Source organism: Aeromonas sp. R1-1 (genome assembly GCF_040908495.1).
GTDB classification, from domain to species: Bacteria; Pseudomonadota; Gammaproteobacteria; order Enterobacterales; family Aeromonadaceae; genus Aeromonas; species Aeromonas veronii.
On the sequence record NZ_JBFODV010000178.1, the window covers coordinates 1 to 19,117 of the forward strand.

18 protein-coding genes and 1 pseudogene are annotated in these 19,117 nt (G+C 58.3%); 14 read left to right on the top strand and 5 right to left on the bottom strand.

Annotated elements, in window-relative coordinates:
• Positions 1-221: 221 nt before the first annotated feature.
• The 5 genes from AB5Y92_RS10885 (at position 222) to AB5Y92_RS10905 (ending at position 3,310) form a co-directional block, all read left to right on the top strand.
• On the top strand, positions 222-1,130 hold the full coding sequence (locus tag AB5Y92_RS10885; protein WP_368226759.1) for a Mu-like prophage major head subunit gpT family protein: 909 nt from the start codon (positions 222-224) through the stop codon (positions 1,128-1,130).
• Positions 1,131-1,313: 183 nt separating this feature from the next.
• Positions 1,314-1,691 carry a Rho termination factor N-terminal domain-containing protein gene (locus AB5Y92_RS10890; RefSeq protein WP_368226760.1) on the top strand — a complete coding sequence of 126 codons (378 nt, stop codon included), beginning with the start codon at positions 1,314-1,316 and terminating at the stop codon, positions 1,689-1,691.
• A 1-nt stretch (position 1,692) separates the two neighbouring features.
• Positions 1,693-2,118 carry a gp436 family protein gene (locus tag AB5Y92_RS10895; RefSeq protein WP_368226761.1) on the top strand — a complete coding sequence of 142 codons (426 nt, stop codon included), beginning with the start codon at positions 1,693-1,695 and terminating at the stop codon, positions 2,116-2,118.
• Positions 2,115-2,561, top strand: a complete 447-nt coding sequence (locus AB5Y92_RS10900; RefSeq protein WP_368226762.1) for a hypothetical protein — start codon at positions 2,115-2,117, stop codon at positions 2,559-2,561. The genes AB5Y92_RS10895 and AB5Y92_RS10900 overlap by 4 nt, the downstream gene beginning before the upstream one ends.
• Complete coding sequence (locus AB5Y92_RS10905) at positions 2,561-3,310, top strand: hypothetical protein (protein WP_368226768.1); 750 nt, start codon at positions 2,561-2,563, stop codon at positions 3,308-3,310. The genes AB5Y92_RS10900 and AB5Y92_RS10905 overlap by 1 nt, the downstream gene beginning before the upstream one ends.
• 34 nt (positions 3,311-3,344) lie before the next feature.
• Here AB5Y92_RS10905 and AB5Y92_RS10910 read toward each other — a convergent pair whose 3' ends face one another.
• The 5 genes from AB5Y92_RS10910 to AB5Y92_RS10930 all read right to left on the bottom strand — a co-directional run bounded on the left by AB5Y92_RS10910 (position 3,345) and on the right by AB5Y92_RS10930 (position 5,769).
• Positions 3,345-3,692 (bottom strand): hypothetical protein, encoded by a 348-nt coding sequence (locus AB5Y92_RS10910; RefSeq protein ID WP_279491805.1) that lies wholly within the window; start codon positions 3,690-3,692, stop codon positions 3,345-3,347.
• A 66-nt stretch (positions 3,693-3,758) separates the two neighbouring features.
• Entirely contained in the window at positions 3,759-3,947 is a 189-nt protein-coding gene (locus AB5Y92_RS10915) for a hypothetical protein (protein WP_279491806.1), read from the bottom strand.
• 349 nt (positions 3,948-4,296) lie between these two features.
• On the bottom strand, positions 4,297-4,611 hold the full coding sequence (locus tag AB5Y92_RS10920) for a hypothetical protein (protein ID WP_158109413.1): 315 nt from the start codon (positions 4,609-4,611) through the stop codon (positions 4,297-4,299).
• Positions 4,612-4,820: 209 nt separating this feature from the next.
• Complete coding sequence (locus tag AB5Y92_RS10925; protein ID WP_158109412.1) at positions 4,821-5,594, bottom strand: reverse transcriptase domain-containing protein; 774 nt, start codon at positions 5,592-5,594, stop codon at positions 4,821-4,823.
• Positions 5,563-5,769, bottom strand: coding sequence for a hypothetical protein (locus AB5Y92_RS10930; protein ID WP_060585869.1), 207 nt, complete (start codon positions 5,767-5,769; stop codon positions 5,563-5,565). Before AB5Y92_RS10930 ends, AB5Y92_RS10925 begins: the two co-directional genes overlap by 32 nt.
• Before the next feature lie 312 nt (positions 5,770-6,081).
• Here AB5Y92_RS10930 and AB5Y92_RS10935 point away from each other — a divergent pair, with 312 nt between their 5' ends.
• From AB5Y92_RS10935 to AB5Y92_RS10975, 9 genes and pseudogenes are all read left to right on the top strand, one after another.
• Complete coding sequence (locus AB5Y92_RS10935) at positions 6,082-8,925, top strand: tape measure protein (protein WP_368226763.1); 2,844 nt, start codon at positions 6,082-6,084, stop codon at positions 8,923-8,925.
• Positions 8,922-9,290: a hypothetical protein gene (locus AB5Y92_RS10940; protein WP_267511921.1), complete on the top strand. Its 369-nt coding sequence runs from the start codon at positions 8,922-8,924 to the stop codon at positions 9,288-9,290. The genes AB5Y92_RS10935 and AB5Y92_RS10940 overlap by 4 nt, the downstream gene beginning before the upstream one ends.
• On the top strand, positions 9,287-12,880 hold the full coding sequence (locus AB5Y92_RS10945; RefSeq protein ID WP_368226764.1) for a curculin (mannose-binding) lectin protein: 3,594 nt from the start codon (positions 9,287-9,289) through the stop codon (positions 12,878-12,880). The genes AB5Y92_RS10940 and AB5Y92_RS10945 overlap by 4 nt, the downstream gene beginning before the upstream one ends.
• A 39-nt stretch (positions 12,881-12,919) precedes the next feature.
• The gene (locus AB5Y92_RS10950; RefSeq protein ID WP_368226765.1) at positions 12,920-14,119 is read left to right on the top strand and encodes a hypothetical protein; all 1,200 of its coding nucleotides are present in this window, start codon (positions 12,920-12,922) and stop codon (positions 14,117-14,119) included.
• A 3-nt stretch (positions 14,120-14,122) separates the two neighbouring features.
• The gene (locus AB5Y92_RS10955) at positions 14,123-15,709 is read left to right on the top strand and encodes a hypothetical protein (protein ID WP_368226766.1); all 1,587 of its coding nucleotides are present in this window, start codon (positions 14,123-14,125) and stop codon (positions 15,707-15,709) included.
• Positions 15,706-16,110 carry a hypothetical protein gene (locus AB5Y92_RS10960; RefSeq protein WP_139462590.1) on the top strand — a complete coding sequence of 135 codons (405 nt, stop codon included), beginning with the start codon at positions 15,706-15,708 and terminating at the stop codon, positions 16,108-16,110. The genes AB5Y92_RS10955 and AB5Y92_RS10960 overlap by 4 nt, the downstream gene beginning before the upstream one ends.
• 12 nt (positions 16,111-16,122) lie before the next feature.
• Entirely contained in the window at positions 16,123-18,072 is a 1,950-nt protein-coding gene (locus tag AB5Y92_RS10965) for a hypothetical protein (RefSeq protein ID WP_368226767.1), read from the top strand.
• On the top strand, positions 18,069-18,293 hold the full coding sequence (locus AB5Y92_RS10970) for a hypothetical protein (protein WP_040069247.1): 225 nt from the start codon (positions 18,069-18,071) through the stop codon (positions 18,291-18,293). The genes AB5Y92_RS10965 and AB5Y92_RS10970 overlap by 4 nt, the downstream gene beginning before the upstream one ends.
• A gap of 119 nt (positions 18,294-18,412) precedes the next feature.
• Positions 18,413-18,727, top strand: a pseudogene (locus AB5Y92_RS10975) (AEC family transporter); the annotation flags it as partial.
• Positions 18,728-19,117: the final 390 nt, after the last annotated feature.

Consider the following 19,117-nt stretch of genomic DNA (forward strand, 5'->3'; position numbering starts at 1 on the left):
GCCGCCCTGGCCGCCAGCCAGACCACCCAGCTGACCCTGCCCGATCGAACGGAGAATGCGGTGCTCTCGGCAGATGACAAGTATGCCGCCGATCAACTCGGTATCAGTTACGAAGAGTTTGCCAAGGCAAAAGGCCGGTAGGTTCGCTTAGCCGCGCAGCGGCGTAATCGGACGAACACGACCGCCAGACCAACCTGTTTAACCAGAGAAGGAACACCCGTATGGCCATTGTTACTCCCGCGCTGTTGCAGGCCCTCTTCACCGGCTTCAAGAAGAACTTTGAAGACGCCAAGGGTGAAGCACCTGCCCAGTACACCAAGATCGCCACCGTGATCAAATCGACCACCAAGTCCAACACCTATGGCTGGCTGGGCAAGTTTCCCAGTCTGCGCAAGTGGGTTGGTGATCGGGTGATCGAGTCGATGAAGGCGCACGGTTACCAGATCGTCAACGAAGACTTCGAGGCCACCGTGGCGGTCGATCGCAACGATATCGAAGATGACGAGCTGGGTATCTATGCCCCCTTGTTTCAAGAGATGGGCTTGGCGGCAGGGATCCACCCCGACGAGCTCTGCTTTGGCCTGCTGGGCGCAGGCTTCACCACGCCTTGCTATGACGGCCAGTATTTCTTCGACACCGATCACCCTGTCTATCCCAAGGCCGATGGCACCGGTACCCCTGTTCTGAGCGCCAATGTGGTGGTGGATGCCGGTTATCAGGGGGAGCCCTGGTTCCTGCTCGATACCAGCCGCGCCCTCAAGCCGGTCATCTTCCAGGATCGCAAGTCGCCGCAGCTGGTTGCCATGACCAAGGTCGATGACGAGGCGGTATTCACCCGCAAGGAGTTCCGTTACGGGGTCGATTGCCGTGATGCCGCAGGCTTTGGTTTCTGGCAGTTGGCCTTTGCCAACAAGCGGGCGCTGACCCCCGACAACCTGTGGGATGCCTTCTCCAAAATGCGGGAGTTTCAAGCCGATGGCGGCCGCAAGCTCGGGGTGAAGGCCACTCTGCTGGTGGTACCGCCCTCCCTTGAGAAGCTGGCGACCCAGATGCTGGAGCGAGAGCTGGCGAATAGCAGCAGCAACGAGCTGAAAGGCAAGTTGGAGCTGGTGGTGGCTGACTACCTCTAACCCTGCGTTATGGCTGTTTAACCCCGGTTTAAACAGCCTCTCTATCAGATTCGACGAGGAAAACATGAGATGGAACAAGAGATGGAACTGGCTATTCGAGTCGGCATTCTTTGCAAAACAGGGTCAATGGTTCGTCAGAACTATTTCCGTGCGGGCCTACCGATTGTACCGGGCAAGTCTGAGATGGTTGTGTCGCCTGAGCAGTGCGCGACCCTGGAGAACGACCCGCGTCTGGTGGTCGTCCGGTTGGCTGAAGACGCCAGCTTTCAGGCAGGTGATGCACCATCGGCGCCTGGGGATCTGGACGCAACACTGGGCGTCCTGACCGGTTCGGGCTATCTGGCCGGTGTTGCCACCCAGAATAGTGACGCCACCCAGGCGGGCAAGGTCACGCCGCTGGCCGAAATGAAGGTCGATGAGCTGCGCGAGCTGGCGGTGCAGATGAGTATCCCGGAGGCGGCCAAGCTCAAGAAGGCCGAACTGGTGACGGCGATCGCGGCGACCGAAGTGCAATACCCGGTCAAGGATGAGCAGCCATCTGGCCAGAACGGAGAGCAGTGATATGTATGCCAGCGTCAATGACATGGTGATCCGCTTTGGCGAGGCCGAGTTGCTGCGCCTGGCCATGACGCCGACCGGTGAGCTGGATCAGGCGGCTATCACCATCGCCCTGCAGGATGCAGGCGCCTTGATCGATGGCTATCTGGCGGGTCGCTATCCCTTGCCGCTGGCCCATATCCCGAGTGCCCTGGTACCTATTTGCGCCGATATCGCCCGTCATCGTCTCTATGGTGAACAGGCACCGGAGCAGATAGCCAAGCGCAATGAGGCGGCCCTGGCCTTTCTGAAATTGGTTGGTAAGGGGGAGCTGGCGCTGGGGTTGGCATCCGATGGCGCCACCCTGGAGAGCCAGAACCTGGCTCAACTGCACTCGGATGGGCGCGTCTTTGGCCGGAGTAAGGGGCGCGACAAGGGGGGCTTTCTATGAGCCAACCCACCAACCAGTCTGGTGTTGAACTCGACTACCTGCAGGCGGGCGAGCGGCTGCGTGAGCTGCTGGCCCCCCTCAAACCTGCGGGGCTCAGGGAGGTGTTTGTGGCCACCGATGTGGCGGCCATCGCCAATCTGGGCCAGCACAGTCCGGCGGTGCATGTGGTGTATCAGGGCGAACGTGAGAGCGAAGGCACCCAGTCAGGCCGGGCCAGCAGCTTTGATCAGCTCTGGTTGCTGGTGCTGGTGCATCGCGCCAGCCCAAGGGAGGTCAGTGCCGGAGTGTGGCTTGGCCGCATCCTGCAGGCCGTCAGTGGGCGAGCATGTGGTGATAGTACCTTTCGCCGGGTCACCCCACCGGTCAAACCCAGTTACAGCGGCGGTGCAGCCTATCTGCCGCTTGCCTTTACTACCCGAGTGAAATTCAAAGGAGAGCGATGATGAGCGAAACACTGCACCTGGAAGGGGATCTCTTTATCGAGACCTTTACCAACGGGGTCTCGGCCGGGGTGATTGGCCCCATCGATGTGGATAGCCTGGAAGTGAAACCAGACAGCCAGAAGATCTCCATTCCCAGCAAGCGCAAGGGCCAGTATGGTCAGGCGCGGGAGAACTACCACATTCCCAAGCCTGCCATGGTCACCATCAAGACCACCGAGATCCCGCCCGTGCTGCTGGCCGCTGCCTTTATGGGTCTGGAGAGCCCCATTAATCAGGGGGCCGGGACGCTGACTGATCTGCAGGTCGTTCTGCCCGCCTGGCCGAAGTGGGCTCCGCTCGGCAAAAGCAATATTGCCGCAACCGGTCTGGCCATCAAGGAAGGGGCCACGGCGCTGGTGGTGGGTACCGATATCGAGGTCAACTATGCGCTCGGGCTGGTGCGGGCGATGAAAGGTAGCTCGGTAGCCGATGGCGGCAGCCTGACGGTCAGCGGTACCTATAATGCGGTGACCGGTACCCGCATCGCGGGCAACATCCAGCCGGAGATCAAGGCGCGGCTGTTGCTTGATGGCCGCAGTATCGTCAGCGGCGAGGCCATCAAACTGACAGTGCCCCGTGCCAGCTTGTCGCCCAAGAAGGCAGTGGACTTTATGAGTGACAAGCCCATCGAGATCGAGCTGGAGGGGGAGTTGCTGGCCGTGGATGGCGAGACCGCCCCCTTCTATGTGGATCGGCCGGTGACTGTGTGATGGGTAATATAAAACGGCGGGGAGACCGCCGTTTTCAATGACGAGTCCTCGACTCTAGCTGCTTAATGCACATCACCAGCGGAGTGCCCATGCCGATAGCTCTGTTGGGCGTTTCTCCAATTGATAAGTTAGTGATCGCGACAACAGCATCTGATTTATGAATCTCAGACATTTCGGTCTCTACTTTTTGTAAAAATTGTTCAATTTTAATAGCGTTGTTATTTGCGAGTAGAGAATAGCATTCGTTAACGAGTTCATAAGCCTGAGCTTGCACAAAAAGTGGTGGCGCGAATTTTTTGAGATACAAGCCATAGAGCCCACTACCAACTGCAATAGATAATGCTCCACCCAAAAGCATGCTTTTGAAATCTATATGTATCAACGATGTCACCTTGTAATGAGTGTCTCGGTTGGTATTTCCTGAAGGTGAGGATAAAACCATGTAATTTCAGCGATTTTCAAGCATTTTTAACATAACAGAGGGTTTGGATGAAGCAGAAAGGGGCAGGATGGAGTTTTCTAACCACTGCCAGTCCAGCGGCGGAGTACCCTCCTTAAACTTCTGGTGTGGCACGCCATCCTTGATGATCAGAAACAGGGTGCAAGGGGTATCGGCACGACAGACATAGCGCACCATCACATCCCCATGGAGTGAGCGCAATAGATGTTTCAGGATCGGCAGCCCTTGTATGGTGTGGTGCCCCCCCTCATGCCAGATACCAAATTGATACATTCATTTCATACCTTTGCTCAAGAGAATCTAAGTTTTGACCGTCTAAGCTCACTTGCCACTGTCAGAAATGACAGGTCAGTGTGTTATCAGTGAGCGAGTTGTAGGGCGGCTGCTGGCCGTGGATAGCGAAACAGCCTCCTTCTATGTAGATAGACCGGTGACGGTGTGACGATTCGGGTTGTAGGGCTATGAAAACGGCGGGGAGACCCGCCGTGCAATACCTAACACAATGTACAAGATAGCTAATATCTTACTAGCGCATCCCTTTGTGTAATGCAGACTTAAAATATACGGCAGCAGCAGCTTGCTGCATTTCTGACCAATCTTCATATGTGGTATTTTCTTTGATAAAGATATCCCATTCATCGTCAGGGATCGCTGCAAAGTCTTCTGGTGAGTCGATCTTAAATCCGGATGCTTCAAAAAATTCCTCTAATGAATTGAATCTACTACAGTTTGATATGAACTGAGATGGCATCAATTCAACCAGAGTTACTTGAGTTGTCTCTGATATTTTTTCCAAATTTTTTTGAAGTTGTTTAAGATTGCCATTTGACTTGATTTTCATGTCTATTCTTAACTCCATGTGTTGAGGGATACGACTTGCCACTAAATTAAATCTGTAGCTGCAAGAACTATTAGTTAAGAATAATTGAATGCTGGCGATAATCCTGTGATATGTCCCAAGAAAATGTAAAATTCCTCTGCTATAGCTATGTATAGCCCCTAGATCGTATAGAGTCATCCGATGTAAATCGACTAAAAACGGTATCGTGTTTATATGAGCTGTGAAAAAACAGCTAATTGAGCTGGGTTAACTGATTTTATGTAGCTAGTGATGCCATCGTGAACAAAATCATTGTCAGATGCACTATACTGTTCTGCTAACGAGATGAGCCGGTTATTTGTGATTTCTAAACATCTATGAGAAAGACGAATGTTGAAGCACTCAATAAGTGGTTGCGTTTTTGCTTCCTTCGTTTGATTTAATTCAAAATGAGACTTCGATGCGGCTTTTTTGATCAATTCAAAGGCCATTTTTGTTATGGATTCATTCATCCCTGACACTATCAAATCATCCATATACAAGCTGATACGCACATAACCAGTTCGATGTAATCTCTCTATCACTGTTCCTAAATGGCTACGATGTAAACAAATGGATGCCAATAGAGGAGACTGAACAAATCCATAGGGCAGACAATGGCTATAGCTTTGCCCATTCGATACAGGGACTGTTGACTTTTTGGCTATATCTCTAGCGATCGGATAGCTGAGGATATCTTTTAGACTTCGAGTAATGCGGGTACGGCTGATGCTGCCAAAGAAGTTTCTTATATCAAGATGGGCGAAAAAACGGTCATCAACATGATGTTGTAAAGCAGCTAAATGACCACCTGATTGAAGATGAAAGTAATATCGGGGGCAACGATAGCGCTTTAGTAATTCATCGTGAATCCGTCGGCCATAGTCAGCAACTTGTTTTGTGGGAACATAGACCCAGGAGCCAGGTTTTACCTCAAACTTTACAGTCCATCTTGGCTCGTTCACAACTTCTGATAATTCCTAAAAGGTAGTTTGAAGCCATGTTAATGAGAGTGATGAGACCAATACCAAAAGCAATCATTGCACCGAGAAGAAGATAGACTTCTTTCACAAGAACAACAATGCTGGTGGCAAGCTCGATACGCTCCTTAACTAGGCCGTAGTCAGATGGTTTTTTCATAACTACGTCCCTCCACATACGCACTCGACGGGTCCTAGCGCAAAGCGCATGGCTTAAACTAACCGGCAACTCGTGGACCCCATAGACCCCATGGAACCATTGGGACTAGTGGGACACGTGGCGAGTCGCAAGGCATCACAACGTGACTAGTGGATCGCTAAACCCCTCGGCGAGCGGGAGCCTAACGTCGAGTGACGCTCAGATGATACGAGTGTACCGTTTGGGACGCAATACTCTTTAATCCACCATAAACCCTTAATCCTCCTAATGAATTTCAAAATGGGAGCTATCGCACTTTAACGAGATAGCCCCATGTCCACCTCAACCACCCTCAAACTAGCTCTAGAGTTGGCGGCCAAGGTCACTGGTCGGGAAGACCTGGCCGCCTTGGCGGGTGAGGTGCAGGAGCTGGGCCCGATCTCGGACGAGACGGCCGCCGAAACGGCGCAGCTGGCTGAAACCCTCGAATCGTTAAGCCGTCAGCAGGCGCTGATCCAGCAGTTCAATGACTCCAAAGCCGCCCTGGCCCAGCTCGAACTGGCGACCGTGCTCAGCCGTGACAAGCTGGAGCAGTTGCGCCGCTCCAGCCAAGCAGGCGCCGGTGATGCCAAGGCGCTGGCTGAACAAGAGCGGTTGCTGGCCTCCGAGGTCAAGCAGCTGGAGCGCCAGCTGGTCGCTCAATCCGCCAGTCATACCCGCCTGCATGCAGGGCTCAAGCAGTCCGGGCTCGATACCAAGAATCTTGCCCAGGAACAGCAGCGCCTGCAGCGTGAGCTGACCAGGAGTGTCGCCCAGACCGAACGGCTGGGGCGCGAGCTTAGCCAGAGCAGTCAGCAGGCAGGTGGTTTTCAAGGGGCCATCGGCAGTCTGACCGGCCGCCTGGTGGCGTTGGCGGGTACCTGGTTCGGTATTCAGACTCTGACGACCCAACTGCTCGCCATGTTCCAGACCGGCGATCAGGCCGAGCGCCTCGATGTGCAGCTCAAGGCCGTGATGGGGTCGATTGCTGGTGGCAAAGAGGCGTCAGCCTGGATCCAGGACTTTGCCAAGAACACCCCCCTGCAGCTCAGTGAAGTCACCCAGGTGTTCGTGCGCCTCAAGGCGTTCGGCATCGACCCCATGGCGGGGGCCATGCAGGGCATTGTCGATCAGGCGTTCAAATTGGGCGGCGGTTTTGAAGAGGTGCAGGGCATCTCCCTGGCGCTTGGCCAAGCCTGGGCCAAGCAGAAGCTGCAGGGTGAGGAGATCCTGCAGCTGATTGAGCGGGGCGTGCCGGTCTGGCAGATGTTGGAGCAGGTGACTGGCAAGAATACCGCCGAGCTGCAGAAGCTCTCTGAGGCGGGCAAGTTGGGCCGCGAGACCATCTCGGCCCTGATGAACGAGATTGCGGCCCAATCGCGCGGTGCCGCTGCTGACAACATGAGCCTGCTCTCCGGGCTTATCTCCAATGCCCAGGACAACCTCGCCAAGTTTTACCGGATGGTGGCCGAGAACGGGGCGCTGGCCTGGCTCAAAAACCAGCTGGCCAGCCTTAATGCTGAGTTTGAGGCGATGGCCAGGGATGGCCGCCTGCAGGCATGGGCCAAGCGCCTCTCCGATGGCTTTATCACCATGGGGGAAACCCTCAAGTCGCTGATCCAGACCCTCTATGAGTGGCGCACCGCGCTGACCGTGCTGGCCCAGGCTTGGGTCGGCCTGAAAATCGTGGGCTGGATGGGTGATCTGCGCAGTCTCTACGCCCAGTTTATTGCCATGCCTGTGGCGACAGCGACAGCAGCAGGCGGTATGACGACAGCGGGCACGGCTGCAGCCGGTGCGGCGATAGGGGTCAGGGTGCTGGGCGCTGCCGTCAAGGGGCTGCTGGCCGCCGTGGCGGTCGAGTCCATCATCCAGATCACCCAGTTCGCCTCTGCCTTGCGTCAGCTGGTGCAGGCTGAGCTGGCACTTCGGGAGGCGCAAGGGCTGCGCTCAGAGACTCAGGCCCGCCTCAATGGTCAGTTTGCCGCCCTGTCAGCCGAGCTGGGTTTTGCAATCACCAGCATGGCGGATCTGGATCGCCTGGTCGCCGAGGGCAAGGTGCATTACGACGAGGCCACTGGAAGCTGGCGACAAGGCGCTGCAGCCGTTAAAGCACTGGGGGCGGAGGTCAAGGACACCCGTGACTATCTGGCCGAGATCAATGCGGTGGCCAAGCAAACCGCTGCCGATGGCCCAGCCCAGTTGGCCAAAGCGTTTGAGGAGTTGGGGCTGGACTTCGAACGGGCTAATGGTCGTATCGGTGCGGGCTTTCAAAAGACCATCGGCGCCCTGGATGTATTGGTGGCGCACACGGGTGCCAGTAGCGCCGCCATCGAGGAGGCGCTGGCTGCCGCTTACAACAGCGCCAAGACCACCGCCGAGATCGATGCGGTGATCGCGCGGCAAAAGCAACTGGCCGCCCAGGGCAAGATCACCGGGGATGCGCTGGCCCGCGCCATGGCCATCGCAAGCGACGCCATGGCCAAGGTGAAAGGGGGGAGTGGCGATACCAAGCAGGCCGTCGCGGCCATTGGTGATGGCTTTGACGAGGCCGCAGCGCGGGCCAAAGGGGCCACCGATGCGATGCGGGCGGGGCTTAAAGGGGTACAGGATGAAGCCAAGCAGACCAATGCCAGCCTTGCCAGTAGCGGCGGGGGCGGTGGTAGAGGCGATATCACCCGCACCGTGAACGCCGGTTCCTTCTACTACAAGAGCGTGGATATCAACAGCCTGCGCGGTAATGCCGAGGGGCTGGCCAATACCCTGGCCGGGGTGGAGGAGGAGCTGGCCCGCTACAGCCAGAAGGTCAAGGATATTCCGGCCTACAGCGAGTGGAGCAAGTATTACGGCGAGAAGTTCCAAAAAGAGATGGAGGCGATGCAGGCCCGCCTTAAAAATGAGCTCAACAAAGCGTTGGCCAAGGAGAGTGCCAAAACCAATCAGGCCGCCGCCCACACAACGGCCCCGGCTGTCGCGCCATCTACTCCCAGCACCAACACCCCAGGGACACGCAGGCCCTTGTCCGAGCGGATCACCATCGAGCTCAAAGGGGCAGGGGGAACGGCCGAACTGCAGGCCGATGAGGCCAATGCGAATGCCCTGATTTCACTCCTTAAACAGCAAGGACTTCGCCAATGAACGTGACCTTAAACAGCGTGCTGCTGCCAGATGATCTGGTCTGGCGCGACGAGTTCGAGTGGGCGCCGGTCGAGCAGGTGGTGACTCCGACCTTGAGTGGCGCCCTGTTGGTGGAGGAGACCGCCAAGCCCGAGGGACGGCCGCTGACCCTGAGCGGGCATTGCTCCCGCGCCAAGGTGCAGGAGCTCAAGGTGCTGGAGGCGCAGGTGGCCCGGCTGATGACGTTGACCCTGCTCGATGGCGTGGCCCGCACCGTGGTGTGGCGCCGCCCTGGTGTGGTGGCGACCCCCTTGGTCGAGATGGCCGATCCGGAAGGTGGCGACCCCTATGCCTTGACCCTGAATCTCACAGAGGTAACCCCATGACCATTCTATCTGGCGATATCGTGCTGTTGGCCAGCCAGCGCCTGGTTGATACCGATGACGGCGGTGGTCGAATCACTGGCCGCGAGATCATCAGCGGCAACCATAACAGCCTGTTCCCTGATGTCAGCGATATGGATCGGGCCTATGGCACCGTGAATATGCGCAAGGCGTTTCTGGCGGTGCAGACGGACGACACCGACACTTACTATGGCGCCAATGCCATGGTGCTGCTGCCGCCCAGTGACCCCAGCGTCAACCTGACGCTGATGACCACCAAAGACCACAACGACACCCGCGATAACGCACGCAACACTCTGGAGCGCTATCAGGCCCGAGGCCCTAAGTGGCAAGGGGTGCTCTACGATACCCAGCTGGAAGGGCAGCGGGCGATCCGCATCCTGCAACGCATTGAGGTACGGTTGCCGGAGGTCGGGGAGGTGCTGGTACTGGTCGGCAACGAAGGGAAGGGGAACGAGGTTGAGCAGTATGTACGGGTTGACCGGGTAACCGCCGAGCTGCGCAAGTTCGGGGTGGCGGGATACCAGGGCGAGTTCACCCGCAACGTAGTCACTTGCGTGATCACTGACCCGCTGCGCCACACCTTTGAGGGGGAGCAGCCCAGCCCCTATGACCAGGCAACCACCAAGACCACCCTGCGGGAAACCGTGGTGGCCGACGCCGCCAACTACTTTTCGACCACCAAGCTGGTCGCGGATGCGGCGCTGGGTGCAATGCGAGTGCAGGCCAAGACCATTTTCACCCAGCTGGTACCCAGTGCCCGCAGTGAAACCCCTGTAGTCGATCTGACCGCTGCCGGTGAGCTGGGCGCCCTGCTGGAATCCGGGGTGGGCAGTCCCCACACCTTCACCACCACCTCACCGGTCAGCCCCAGTCAGGGGCTGTTCCTGGGGATTGGTGCCATGCCGGGCAGCGTATCGGTCACCATAGGCGCGGCAGTGATCACCGACAAGGGCGGCGAGCTGTTCCTGGTCGGTACCGTGGTGGGGGCTATCGACTACGGGCGCGGCCTGCTGACCTTCAACAGCCAGTGCCCGAACTATGGCGCGGCCAGCAAAACCGTGAGCTTTCGCCCGGCAGTGATGCCATCGCGCATCGCTGACACGGCCCAGATCCAGATCGCCGCCAACAACCGGGGCTATGCCTACACCGCGACCCTGCTGCCCACCCCTTGCCCCGGTTCGCTGACCGTCAGCTATCTGGCCCAGGGCAAATGGTACGACCTGAAAGACAACGGGCGCGGGGAGTTGTTTGGCCAGGACAAATCCTATGGCTCTGGCCTGCTCAACTTCACCACCGGCTCTGTGGTGCTGACCCTGGGGTCGCTGCCGGATGTGAACAGCTCGATCATGTTCAGCTGGGGCACCAAGGTCTCTTACCTCAACCGCGCCAGCATGGTGCTGGATCCGGTGCAGCTGACCCATAAGCTGGCCCATGAGGGGATCACCCCCAACAGTCTGACCCTGACCTGGCAAGCCGGTAGCGCGACCAAAACCGCCATCGACAACGGGTCGGGCCAGCTGACCGGCGATGCTACCGGCACCATCAATTATGTGACCGGCGATCTGGCCCTGCGGGTGGCGACCTTGCCCGATGGCGGCCAGGAGTACCAGGTTGTTTACCAGTACGGCGACCCGGATACCCAACGCTTTGACTACCCGGCCCGCAACCCGGACGGGACGATCACCCTGCAGCTGACCAAGCAGAACCTGACCCCCAGAATGGTCTCGCTGCGCTGGAATGCCCTTTATGAGGATGTGAAGGACGACACCGAACTGGTGATCGCTACCCGTGACCCGATCATCAGTGTGCGCGACAACGGCGCGGGCAAGCTACTGGATGCGGCAGGGGTTGAACGGGGCACCGTCAACTACACCACCGGCAAGATCACCATCAAGCCGGATGGCCAGGGCGGCATTCCGAAAACCCGCTATGAGTGGCGAACTATCGGCACCTATGGCGATGGTCACGGCAATACCATTGCCCGCCAGCGCTGGACGTTGGTTGAAATCTACTATGTGCAGGCCGCCTACCTGTTCCCGGTGGACGACAGTGGTTGGGTCGAGGTGGAGTACCGCAGCAACAACGCCAGCAGCGCGGGTCAGGACACAGTGACAGCCACCCCGTTGGTGCTGGATATCACCCCGCGCAACGGCGAGGCGATCCTGGCCAACTCAGTGCGCTTTGCCCTGGGCGGGTCGGTCTATGTGGACAGGCAAGGGATCCTCTATCGCAACATCGACCCTGCCACCGGAGCCGGTGAGCAGGCCGGGACACTGGATTACGCCACCGGCAAGGCGACCGTGACGGTCTGGAACCCCGGTGCGGCGCCAGTGCCTGCCCTGAGTTCGTTGGTCACCAGCCTGGTGGCCCAGACCGTGGACGAGGTGACGTTCAGGACGCCGGGGGCACCCATTGCGCCATCCAGCCTCTACCTGAGCGGCAACACCGCAGACGGGCGCCGATTTGAGGTGACCGCCAACGGCGATGGCACCATCACCAGCCAGGATGTAACCGGCAAGGTGGACTATCAGACCGGGGTGGTATCGGTGCGCTTTGGCCGCCTGGTGACGGCGGCGGGCAACGAGAGTAAACCCTGGTACGACCCCGATATGGTGGTCGATGGCAAGATCTGGCGCCCCTTGTCGGTGGTGGCTGACACCATCCGGTTTAATGCGGTGGTCTATAGCTATCTGCCGCTCGATGCGGATCTGATCAAGCTGGATCCGGTGCGCCTGCCATCAGATGGCCGGGTGCCCTTCATTCGCAAGGGTTACATAGTGGTGGTGCATTCCACCAAGCGCAGTGCCTTCCCCATGGGAGTACAGGCCGGTCAGCAGCTCAATATCGGGCGCGAACGGCTGGCCTATTGCCGGGTGGAGGACAAGAACGGCAAGGAGCTGGCGCCGCAGCTCTACAGCGTCAACATGAACAGTGGGATAGTGACCTTGGCCAGCCCACTGAACCTGACCGGCTATGTGGAGCCGCTGACCGTGGTTCACCGGGTCGAGGATATGAGCCTGGCCACCGATGTGGAGATCTCGGGCCGCATCACCCTGGCTCGGCCCCTCAGTCACAACTATGAGGCGGCAGATACCCTGGTCTCCAGCGCCCTGATCATCGGTGACCTGTGGGCTCGCTATGGGGCGCTGTTCGACCAACGCACCTGGACAAATAACTGGTCTGATTTTCTGATTGGCGACCCCTGCACGGCGGAATACAACGATACGGACTTCCCGATCGTGGTGACCAACCGGGCGACCCTGCAAGAGCGCTGGGCCATCATCTTCCAGACCAGCACCACGTTTATTTTGGTCGGCGAGCATGTGGGCCAAATTGCGGTGGGGGATGTGAATACCGACTTTGCCCCCATCAACCCCAACAACGGCCAGCCCTATTTCAGGCTTGACCGGCGTGGCTGGGGCGCCGGTTGGGCTGTGGGCAACGTGCTGCGCTTCAACACCTACGCCGCCAATTACCCGATCTGGTTTATCCGCACCATCTTGCAGTCGGTGGCGGCAGTGGATACCGACCGTTTCGAGGCCCAGCTAAGGGGCAACGTCAACCGTTAACCGGTGAGGCGTTGCGCCTTGCCCGTGGAGAGAAAAGCAATGGCTGAATACAAGGTCAAATGGTTTGCAAGCGAGATGCAGGGGGCCCCGAGCCTGGGCGATACCGCAGAGGGCGCCCTGGCGGCGCTGCTCAAGGCGGTGCTGGTCACCGGCTTTGGCACCCTGACCATCAACGCGCTGGCTTTCGATACTACCAAGGGGTGGGCGGTGGCGACCTTTACCGGTGGCCATGCCTATCTGCAAGACTCAGTTGTCCAGGTCGAGGGGGTATCGCCTGCTGCCTACAACGGCGAGCATCGGGTGATGCAGGTCACCGCCACTCAGGTCTGGTTTGAGATTGACGGCGGCAACCCCGGTGCTGCCGGTTCTGGCGCGGCCATGACCATGAAGGTGGCACCGCTGGGCTGGACGATCACCCACGAAAGTGGGGACGGAAAGATCTTTATCGTGCGTCCCACCAATGTCAGTGAGTCGGGCAATGTCAGCCTGCGCATCGACAATTCGGCGTTTACGGGGTGGATGGGGCCAAACTATTTCAACTATCTGGCCAAGGTGGCGATGGTTGAGGATGTGATGGATATCAACAGTTACACCAATATTGGGGAGTGGCGCTGGCCTTGTACCGGGCGCTTTTCCAACCGGCGTTGGGATCTGGTGGGCGATAGCCAGCTGTTTTACTTCATGCCTGCTTATGCGGCAGGTAACTACCAGTTTATGTATAGCTTTGGCTATATCAGATCGGTTCGGCCAGGCGACCGCTATCATGCCGTGATTAACCACTATCCGACCACCAATGCCAATGAAGCCGGACGAAACTGGCAAGGAGGGTCAGGAGGCAACACGCTCTGGGGCAACTTTTACCCCAACTTTGACAACGCCAGCCACCGGGTCATTGCCCGGCCATATCATCAGCTATTTGGTGCCACTAACTGGTTTATTAAAGGGCTGTTTGGCCGATTCGGCAACGGCTTGAATATACCCAACGGCCCGGACAACGGTTTTTATGTGACCCAGGATCCCACCATGGTGATCGAGAGTGGCAACCACTTGCGTGGGTTCTTGCCCGGTTTGGTATGCCCGTTTGCCACCATAGGGGCATGGGACAGGAAGAACTTCAAAGACCTGCCTGCCATGCCTGGCAAGCTGTTGCGTTTTGTCCGGGTTGGGTATGACGAGAACAATTATAACTGGGGGCAGACCTGCCTGATGGGCTTTGACCTTACTGGGCCTTGGAGGTAAGTCATGGCGACTTTTGCACCGAGCAGGGGTTTCCTAGTTGTTGTGCAATCCCAATCTGGCTCTGGAAATGTACCTTTTTACAACGTTGAAAGTACGGATGGGCCTGATTGGGCTGCCAATTTTGGCGAGACGGTCGATATAGGTATTTTCAAGTTTATCTACAGCTCTGGTGCTGGGGGAGACACTGGGGTACTCCCTACCAAGACGATCACACTTGCGCCTAGAAACTACGTGTTCAGGTTGGAAATAAGCAACGGCAACTGGAACCCAGATTATTCAGATATGGATCTGGAGTTTCTGGATGATACTGGGGGGGTACTGGCGGCGATTCGCACCCGTTATGATGGCGCTTATCGCCATGGTCTTTGGTATGGCCCGAACCTGGCCAGCCTGACCAAAGCACCCCAAGCAGGCGCATACCCACTCACTTTTGGCGCCTTGAGCTTTAGCGATAGCGCTTTAGTCTTTACCACTGACCCGGTTGGTAACCGCAACCAATCGTTTAGCTTTGCCTGCCAACCGCAAAAATTTGCAGCAATGAGGTTTAGTAATCTGCGTGCCCAGTCAACATATACCGGGTCTGGCGTGGCCATGGTGCGGGTGCTTATTCAGACAGCACCTGCTGGATTTAGTGGCGACTTTGCTGCGCTGACGGCAGGGCAGTACACCGCGTTGCAGCCGGATCTGGTATTGCCAGCCGGTGCTGCTATTGAACATCAATCAGGGGTCGGGTTGGTCGCTTCTGGCACTGCACCATCCTACGTCTTGGCCAGGGGGATTTTGCCTGGTCAGACTGGGGTGCTGTTTGATGCGACTGGCGCTGTGGTTGCCAAACTGGCCTACCTCAATGGTATGGCGGTGCTGACGGTCGTCGGGGTGACCACTCAAGGGCCAGCTGATGCACCCTATCTCGGCTTGGCCGCTATCAATGGGCAGGTGTTTGGCTACTACCAGACCAAGGTGTTTACCCGCTCAACGCAATTCATTGCCTCAACGCAATACAAGATATGGATAGAGTTGCAACCGGGAGACCGCCTGGCCAGGATTGGGACTGAATTTGTCCCGCTCCAAGTCGAGTTTACCTATGTGCTGTTCACCACCCCGATGACCGTTACCGTGGCCAACCAGGAGACCCGCGCCCAGTTCCTGCCGCAAGATGTGGCGTGGCAAGGGAAACCGCCGTTTTATCCTGGCCCGTTGAATATCCAGCAGATGAGCCAGCGAGTGATCTGCAAGGGGCGGGATTACTTTTGGATCCGCGATGGGGTGCGCAACGTGGAGCAGGGGTTTATTGAGAGCACGGTGACCATCAGCGGGATGGGGGTACGGCGCCGGGTGCTCTGCTTTACCCAGGATGGTGAGCTGGTTGGTGAGACCTACAGCCGCGCATCGGATGGAGTCTATCGGTTCGATCTGTTGTGGCTGAATCGCCGTTATATGGTGGTCGCCCAGGATGACCCGGCATATGGCCCTGCCGATTACAACGCGGTGGCCGCCGACTATCAGGCGCCAAAGCCCTATCCGCCTGGCGGTGGGGTGGCGCCCGAGCCTTTCCCCATGATTGCCCCGCTCAAGAGGAAACAACCATGATCTCCTATGCCGAAGGGCTGCGCACCAGTCGCGCCCAGCTATTGGCCACGGCCATTGATACAGGCAGCGGGGCCAGTGCCAAGCTGACCATCTACACCGGCACCAAACCGGCACCAGGGGCGGCTACGACTGACCAGCTGGCTCTGGTGGTGCTCACGTTCAGCCACCCTTGCGCCAAGACGATCCGCGGCGGGGTGCTGACCCTGAAACCCCTGGCCGAGCAGATGGCCACTGGCAGCGGTGCACCCACCTGGGGGCGCATTGTTGACCGGGATGGGGCCTTTGTTGCGGATCTCGATGTCGGGGTGCCAGGCAGCGGTGCAGATCTGGAGCTGCCCGCAGCGGAGTTTTTTGCCGGTGCGCTGATCCGCATTAATACCGCCACCATCACTGAACCGTAACCGGGGGGCCATATGGCCAGAAAGGATGCCAGCCTAGCGCTGCGTAAGGCTCGCAGCATCAATGGCCAGCTGGAGCTGAACCAGTCCGATGTGGTGCGCCTGGTCGGCATCCTGAATAGTACCAACTTGCCGCCACGCCTGAGTGCGTCACCGGGGCTGGTGCTGTCATCGGTATTGGCTGGCGCCCCGCATCACTCCAGCGCGATGCTTGACGGCTCTGTGGTACTTGATGCGGTGCTTGCCAGCCAAACCCATGGCCGGGGGGAGCTGGTTGGTGAGTTCGTCATTGAATGCACCATGGCCAGCACATCCAGAGCCCCGTTGCCGGTGATCGCCGGGGAGTATGACCAGAACGTATTCCGGGGCCCAGCCAGTGCAATGGGGGATGCGTGGGATCGGGCAGATAGCCATTCCCAGCACCTCAGTAGCGAATGGCAGAAGGCCGGTACCGAACGGGCAACCAGCCGCTCCCTGTGGCAGCAGGCCGCCGCGCATCAGCAGCAGGTGGCAGAGCTGGGCGAGCAGATGCCCCAGATGTTCATGGCCAATCAACAGCGTTTTGCCGAAGGGCTGCCGGTCAGCCAGCAGAACCGCCAGGGCTATGACAGCCTGGCTGCTGGCCATGTGGCGAATCAGTCCCTGTGGGTTGAGGCGGCGCCGGTTGGCAGCTGGCGCCTGATCGGGTTCACCAACCCGCCGCGCTTTGACAAGGCTTGGCAGGCTGACCAGTGGCAAGAGGGCATCCCCATAGGTAAAGGGGTGGCCGCCCAAGTCTGGCACCACGGCAAGCCGCAGATAGAGGGCTGGCGTGATGGCTGGGACGAGGCCATGTGGCCATCCAAGGGCAAGACGCTGCCGCCAGAACCACCCAAACCACCGATTCGCCCCGATAAGCGGATGTTGCGGCTGGCGTTCGGTCGCAAGCGCGACACGGCAGAGCTGGAGTTCGTCTGGCAGGGCAGTGATGCGGCAATCGTCATTCCAACCCGGAGGGTTTATCTGGTGAGCAATACAGCGAAGATCGTGCGGGTACGGGATGGGCTCGATATCCCTTCCACGGCGGTGAGTATCGAGCTCGATACCGACTCCTGGGCATGGCAGTTCAGTGCTCAAATCCCCCGTATCGCGGCGGCTGCGTTGACCTATGAGGAAGAGATCAGCATTCATATCAACGGTCAGCAATGGGACTGCGTGTGCGATGGTTGGCAATCGAGCCAGAGCTTTGGCCGCGAGTCGGCAACGCTGACCGGCCGCTCGCGTACCGCTTATCTGTCGCCGACCCATGTATTGGCGCAGGCGGTGAGTGAGGGGGCCGCTGCGACCATGGCTCAGCTGGCTGCCGCCGTATTGCCGGTGGGTTGGACGCTGGATTGGCAAGCGGCTGACTGGTTGGTGCCTGCCGGGTTCTTTAGCCTGGATAACCAGACCCCGATCGAGGTGGTCAGGTACCTGGCCGAGGCGGCCGGTGGTTTTGTGCTGCCACACCAGCGCAACCGTCATCTGGTCATCAAGCCGCGTTATCCCACCGTCCCATGGCAGCTTGATACTGCAGAGGCCGATGTGGCGATCCCCCGCGCCATCATTACCACCCTGGGCAGTGACTTCCAGCCGGGTCATGCCGCCAACGGGATCTGGGTAAGCGGTGGCCATCAGGGCATCAGTGCGAGGGTGATGCGCCAGGGAACGGCTGGCGAACAACAAGCGCCGACCATCACCCACCCGCTGGTATGTGATGTGACGGCCGCCCGTGCCCAGGGTGTGGTGGGGCTGGCCAAGACCATGCCCAAGCGTACCCAGACCATCGAGCTGCCGTTATCTGCTGATACCGGCTTGATCCTGCCAGGTGCGCTGCTCGCCGTGGACGGTTGGAAGGGTTACAACCGGGGCGTCAGGGTCTCTGCTGCGCTGCAGAACAGGGCCATGACGGTGCGCCAGCAACTGAGTGTGGAGCGATTTGTATGAACCTGTTTAAGCGATTCCTGGAGCTGGTACCGGGCGCAGATCCCTTGCTGGTCGGTACAGTGACCGCAGTAGGCACCACTACCACCACTCTTACCGCGTTGGCGGGTGGAACGGTCACAGTACGGGGCACCGGTGTAGCCATCGGCAAGAAGGCATTTTACAGGGGAGGGGAGCTGGCAGGAGAGGCGCCGGATTTACCGACCTATGAGATAGAGGTTTAATGCCGGTTTAACGGGGTTATCAAACTCAGTGATTCCGGTGCCACCAAGTTTGATAAACTACCGGGCCGATAGCTTTTCATTTTCCCCGCAAGTCTTTTTCATTTTCGGCGGCGGGCTACATCTTTGCGTTGGGTATTCGCCTGATGGAGGGGGAGCTCGATCACCTGGGCCTCGCGCTCAAGTGCAACCTGCTCTATCTGCTGGCGGGGGGATTGTCGCTGCTGCTGGCGATCTGGCTGTTGCCGCTCAAGACGGAGTGGATCCCGCTGTTGATGTTGTCGGTTTCCTTGCCCCCTGCGGTCTTGAATTACATGCTCTGCGAACAGTATCACTGCCAGCCGGACAAGGTGGCCAGTATCGTGCTCGGCGGCAATGCCCTCTCTGTGCTGGTGATCCCGCTAGTGGTCTGGCTGGCACTTCATCTGCCTGGCTAAGTCAGATTGCATCGCTGCGGGGCGGTGCGACTCACTGGTCAATTGCTTGATCGAACCGAGTCATAGTCGTTCGCATCTCATCCTTGCAGGCGAAAGTTAGCCTATCAGGATCAGCAAGCTTTTCCATGCCATCTCTGTCCATCATTGCCTCCGTAATATATCTGTCGTCCCTGTATCCGGCCCCTGAGCCCCGGGCCTAACGGCGACAGCTATAGTTGAAAAAGAGCTGACTGACACTGTTTAACCAATGCCAGTGAGGGAAACCGGATGGGCACAAGTGAGCAATCTGATCCTGTGGGGCAGGCAAAATCGCGCTATGACCCGGCATTGCCTACCGGTTATGACTGGCGCAGACACCGCCGTTTTATCCTCAGTGGCGGTGGTTACAAG